This is a genomic window from Synechococcus sp. R3-13, from assembly GCF_047462195.1.
Classification (GTDB): Bacteria; Cyanobacteriota; Cyanobacteriia; order Thermostichales; family Thermostichaceae; genus Thermostichus.
Window position 1 is genome coordinate 1 of sequence record NZ_JANSIO010000494.1, and the last position, 4,945, is coordinate 4,945.

General features: G+C 58.9%; 5 protein-coding genes and 1 pseudogene. 5 read left to right on the forward strand and 1 reads right to left on the reverse strand.

What is annotated here, in order from left to right; all coding sequences use genetic code 11:
* The first annotated feature begins 174 nt into the window (after window positions 1–174).
* From NW856_RS13640 to NW856_RS13655, 4 genes are all read left to right on the forward strand, one after another.
* Window positions 175–261: a fasciclin domain-containing protein gene (locus NW856_RS13640; protein WP_414400693.1), complete on the forward strand. Its 87-nt coding sequence runs from the start codon at window positions 175–177 to the stop codon at window positions 259–261.
* A gap of 67 nt (window positions 262–328) precedes the next feature.
* On the forward strand, window positions 329–508 hold the full coding sequence (locus NW856_RS13645; protein WP_414400689.1) for a hypothetical protein: 180 nt from the start codon (window positions 329–331) through the stop codon (window positions 506–508).
* Window positions 509–718: 210 nt separating this feature from the next.
* Entirely contained in the window at window positions 719–2,221 is a 1,503-nt protein-coding gene (locus NW856_RS13650) for a DUF697 domain-containing protein (RefSeq protein ID WP_414400690.1), read from the forward strand.
* Window positions 2,222–2,506: 285 nt separating this feature from the next.
* The gene (locus tag NW856_RS13655; protein WP_414400691.1) at window positions 2,507–2,860 is read left to right on the forward strand and encodes a DUF6464 family protein; all 354 of its coding nucleotides are present in this window, start codon (window positions 2,507–2,509) and stop codon (window positions 2,858–2,860) included.
* Here NW856_RS13655 and NW856_RS13660 read toward each other — a convergent pair.
* Window positions 2,857–4,308: a BCD family MFS transporter gene (locus tag NW856_RS13660; protein WP_414400692.1), complete on the reverse strand. Its 1,452-nt coding sequence runs from the start codon at window positions 4,306–4,308 to the stop codon at window positions 2,857–2,859. The two genes, NW856_RS13655 and NW856_RS13660, sit on opposite strands and share 4 nt — an antisense overlap.
* A gap of 169 nt (window positions 4,309–4,477) precedes the next feature.
* On the opposite strand from NW856_RS13660, the pseudogene NW856_RS13665 reads away from it, so the two are divergent.
* A pseudogene (locus NW856_RS13665) lies at window positions 4,478–4,945 on the forward strand (hypothetical protein); the annotation flags it as partial.

Sequence of the window (4,945 nt, forward strand, 5' to 3'; positions counted from 1 at the left end):
TTTCCTTGCCCTTGGGGTTTCAGGCTGGCTAGGCCCTACTCCCACAAGCCCCCAGCTAAGAATGGGGGTACTTGACGGCCTTTCTCCTCTCCAGCAATCACAGCCCCAGGATACCGAACTTTACGGCAGCTGTTTCTGCGCCAAGGTGCTCTCTGCTCTACTCTAGGGCCACCCGTGAGAGAAAGGCTTTTGACCGCCGATATTCGAGCTGCCAACGGCATCATCCACGTCATCGACGCCGTCTTGATCCCGCCGCGTTAGGAATTGGGCCACCACTTCGGGCATCATAGAAGCATCGAGATCCAGCACTTTATTGGGGAGATTCAGCGTGGAGCGGCCTAAGTGGGTAGCAATCGTTACAGGGATCCTGGCCATTGCTCTGGGGGTGGGCTACTTGCTGCTGGCACAGCTCTTGGATTATCGCGGGGGCGAGTTTTTGCCGGCACCGCTGGAGCCGCCGGCGATTTTGGGAGAGGGGATCCCTGGCTCATTTGGCCGGTTGAGCTGAGGGTGTTTTTGACTTCCTGCTTCCCCTTCCTCTTTTACTTGCGGGTGGCTGATCCCCAGCAAAACTCTTGACAAAATTGTATGCTCAGCTACAGCAAGCCCTATGCTGGAGAAGCGGTTGCAGATTCAGTTGACAGCGGGGGCTGTCCTCTGGGATGACCGGTCGATTTTGGCTTTTTGATCTGGAGATCTGGGCAGGCTGTGGGTTGGGATGGTGCTGTCGCGCTCCACTTGGGTGTGGTTGTGGGCAGGGCTGGGTTTGGCGGCCCTGAGCCAATATCTGCAATGGGTTAGCGGGATCTATAGCTTTATCGCCCCCCATTCGTTGCCGCTGGCGGATCTGGCAGTGGCCGGGATCCTGGGAGGGACAGCAGCAGCAGGTCTGGCAGCGCGCCATTGGTGGCAGCAGGCTGGCCGACGGCAAAGTACTCCAAACCAGCGGACACAACCGCTGCGGCGGGTTAAGTTAACTCGGAATCAGGTGCAAGCCGATCTGGAAGATGCCGATCGCCTGATCCAGAAGCTGCAGAATGACATCAGTCGCCGTGCCCTGCGTGCCAAGCTGCAAGAGATCAATCAGCGGCTTAACCAGGAGGAATTGCATCTGGTGGTGTTCGGCACCAGTTCCGCCGGCAAGACCTCGTTGATCAATGCCTTGATGGGCCGACCGGTGGGCGAAACAGCCCCCACCCTGGGCACCACCCAGCAGGGATCCATCCACACCTACCAATTGGAGGGCTGGAACGGCCCCATTTCCCTTACCGACACACCTGGGCTGCTGACGATTGGGGGAGCAGGTGAAGCGGAAGCCCGCGCCCTGGCCCAGAAGGCGGATCTGCTAATCTTGGTGGTGGCCGGGGATCTGCTGGCTTCGGAATATGCCGAAATGCTGGAGCTGGCCCGGCTGGGCAAATCCACCATCCTGGCCCTCAACAAAACCGATCAGATGCTGCCGGAGGATGTGGAGACCATCTTGACCCATTTGCGCCGGCGCACTGCCGGTGTGATCCCCGCCGAACAGGTGGTGGCCATCGCCGCCGATCCAGAACCCCTGAAGGTTCGCTACTACTCCGAAGATGGCTCTGTGCGGGAAACTTGGGAGCCGCAGCCCCCCGAGACAGAGGCCCTCATTCAACAGATGGCTCAACTGCTGCAGCAGAAGGGATCCCACCTGCGCTTGGCCAATGCCTTGTTGCAAACCCGAACTCTCAGCGAAGCCGTCCAGCAGGCCCTCCAAGAAGAACGTCGCCAACAGGGTCGCCAGATCGTGGAACGGATGCAGTGGGCCACCGCTGCTGCCCTGGCGGCAAACCCTCTTCCTGCTTTGGATGTGCTGGCAGGAGTAGCCATTCAGGCGCGCATGATTGGGGAACTGCACCAGGTGTTTGACCGACGCATTACCTTGCGCCGGGCCCAGCAAATTGCCCAGAGTTTGGCGCAAATGGTGGTGCAACTGGGGGGGCTGGAGCTGGCTACTCAGGCTTTGGGCTCTCTGCTCAAGGCCAGCCCCTTGATGGTGATGGGGATCCCCCTGCAGGCAGTGACGGGGGCCTACCTGACGCGGGTGGCGGGGCTCAGTTACCTAGAGTGGCTGTCTTCCGGGGATCCCTGGCAAGAGGAAATCCTGCAAGAGCGGATTAGGCAGCAGCTCCAAAACCGTCATCCTCTGGCCTTTCTCACCCAACTGGCCCGCCAAGCCCATTCCAACAGCTAGTCCAAGCATCCGTCTTTTCGCCGCCGCAGGCCCAACCTATCCCGTTCTCCGCCCGCTGCGGAAAATCCATTACTCCATTACACTGAATACAGCTTTCTAAATACAGCTTTTTCTGGGCTTGACTTTGTAGAAGTTCTGTAAATCAGCGGGATCCAAGTCACAGAAGAGAGAACATTAGGAACATTAGTCAGTGTTGCCGGAAAAAGCTGCCCAGGTCTTATCATGGGTCAAACCAAGCCCATCATCCTGTAGTCTGCTGCCCTAAACTGGCTCCGTTGGAACCTTATGTCTTCCCCCAACCCGACCTTGCCCATTCAGTGGATCGACGCGGATTCGGGAGAGGTGGTGGAAGAATGCCCTTGGGAGAGCAGTCCCCATCCGGGCACCTACGTCCAACTGGCAGAGCAGCACTACCTGGTTCTGGAAAAGCGTCATTCCTACCGGCTCCGGCAAGGCAAATACCACCTGTGTGGGATCCGCGCCCTGGTGCGTTCGGTAAACCCACCGCAGGAAGCAGGGAATTGCCTGGGGGATCCCTCCTGTCGGTTTAATGCTCACTCGCCCTTGCTGCGTTGTGCCGTCAACCCCAGCGGGCCCTGTCAGGGCTGCCCCCACTACGAGTCGGCCCCGCGTTGCTAGCCCTCCAGCTCCAGAGCCAACACCTGGGTCAGCGCACGGTTGGTCTTTTCGCGAAACTCGGCCACGCTCACCCGTCCCAGCAAATACACGGCCAGCAACATCACCGCTGCCTCCACCCCAAAGACGGTGGCATAGGCAAGCACTGAAGAAGTGGGGAAGAGAATGCGCCCCAGATCGAGCAAAGCCCCGCCGAGCAAGGTGGAAACCGCCTGGGACATGGCCTGGGCCAGACCCCAAGCCCCGATAAAGGTGCCTGCCGTCTCCGCTGCCGTCAAGTCCAACATGAGGCTAATGGCGCCATTGGTGGTGATCCCAGAAGCCAAACCAAACAGGATCATGCACAGCTGCAGCAGCCGTGGATTGCCTGTAAACCCTGAGGCAATGGTCAGCCCAAAAGAGATGGCCACCAGCAGACAGCCCAGACGGGCCGTTGTCTGTTTGCCCAGCTTGGGCACAATGAAAAATCCGGTCAGCACAATCCCTGCCAAAATACCCAGGCTCCAAAAGGCATTGAGCTGGGTGCTCTGGGCCACCGTCATGCCAAACACCTCGCCGCCGTAGGGTTCTAGGATCGGCTGTTGGATAAACAGGCCCATGGTCATCAACACCAAGAAGCCGAAAAAGATCAGGGTTTGGCGGCTGGCGGTCAGCACCTTGATGGCCGTACCCAGGGTGATTTGGTCTTCTCGTCCGGCCAAGGTGGAACGGGATCCGTAGCGGGAATAGCGCTTTTCCACCCCCCAGGTGGCGATCACCCCCAGCAGGATCACCACGGCTGGAATGATGATGAAGAGGCGATTAATGGTGCTCTGCAGGTTGTCCGGATCCAAGCCCCGCAGCAGAACTGCCGAGCCAATGGCCCCGCCGGCAATCCCCACCATCAACATAGACCAGACGATCCCCACCAACTTAGAGCGGTTGTCCTCCTCTGACACATCCACCAGCAGAGCCGCAAAAGGCGTGGAGCAGGCGCTGAGGCAGAGACCATAAAGGGCAAACATCAAACAGGCCAAGCCTATCCAGCCATAGGTGGCTCCAGACCAGCCCGTAGCCGCAAAGCTATCCCCCAAACCCCATACCACCTGCACCCCCAGGAAGATGCAGACCGCAAACAGCACCGATCCCAGACGCACATAGCCGGTGCGATGCAGGCCAAACAGGGGCTTGGCATCCGAGAGCTGCCCAAACCAAACCCGAGCCGGGGAGACCAACTGGTGCATGGCCAGGGATCCCCCCACCACTGTGGCCGGGATGGCCAGCAGCTCTGTATCGATCATGACACGGTTCAGCACTCCCAAAGTGAGCAACGACATCATTCCCAAGCCCATCTGAAACAGGCCCAGGCGGAACATAACATGCAGCGGCAAGGGCTGAACCTGCGCCTGAGGCTCTGGAGAAGTTGAAGTTACAGAAGCGTTGACCTCGGGATCCCGGCGAATACTGGCCATGATCTGGAATATTTCGAAAGGGTGCTACAGCTTTTTATCGTAGCCCAGGCGGCCTGGGATCCCGGCAAAAGCATGGGGTTGCCAAAAGTGAAACCGCCACACCCTCTCCCCTTTTGGGAGCTATTGTCAGGGTATAGTCCCCCAATTTCCAATCCTCAGGAATATTGCTATGCGCGCCCCCATCCCCTGGCTGCTGAGTTCACTGAGCTGGGTGGGCATTTCCCTGGCCGCTCCGCCGATGGTGTCTACTTCTCAGGCAACCCCTATGGATTTTCCCCTCCACCAGTCCCTTTCTTCCCCCTCGCCTTCAGAGTGGGCAGAGTACTTGGCCTACAGGCAGGTGATTGACCAGACGATCTCCATGACCTGGGATCCGCAAGCGCGAGCCTTGGCAAAGCAGTATGGGCTGGATATCGTCAACATCACCTGGGAAGATACCGGACGCCACAAGGGATCCGCCCTTGGCCCCAACATCAGCGACATGACCATCCAGGTACACCAGCTCAACCCCAGAACGGGCCGCTACGAGCTGAGCCTGATGCCGGTGATCCGCTACCCCAACTTTGCCGATCTGTCTGCCGACCTGCCCCTCGACAGCCTACAGGTGCTGGTGGGCAATGAAAAAGGAAAGCCCTTG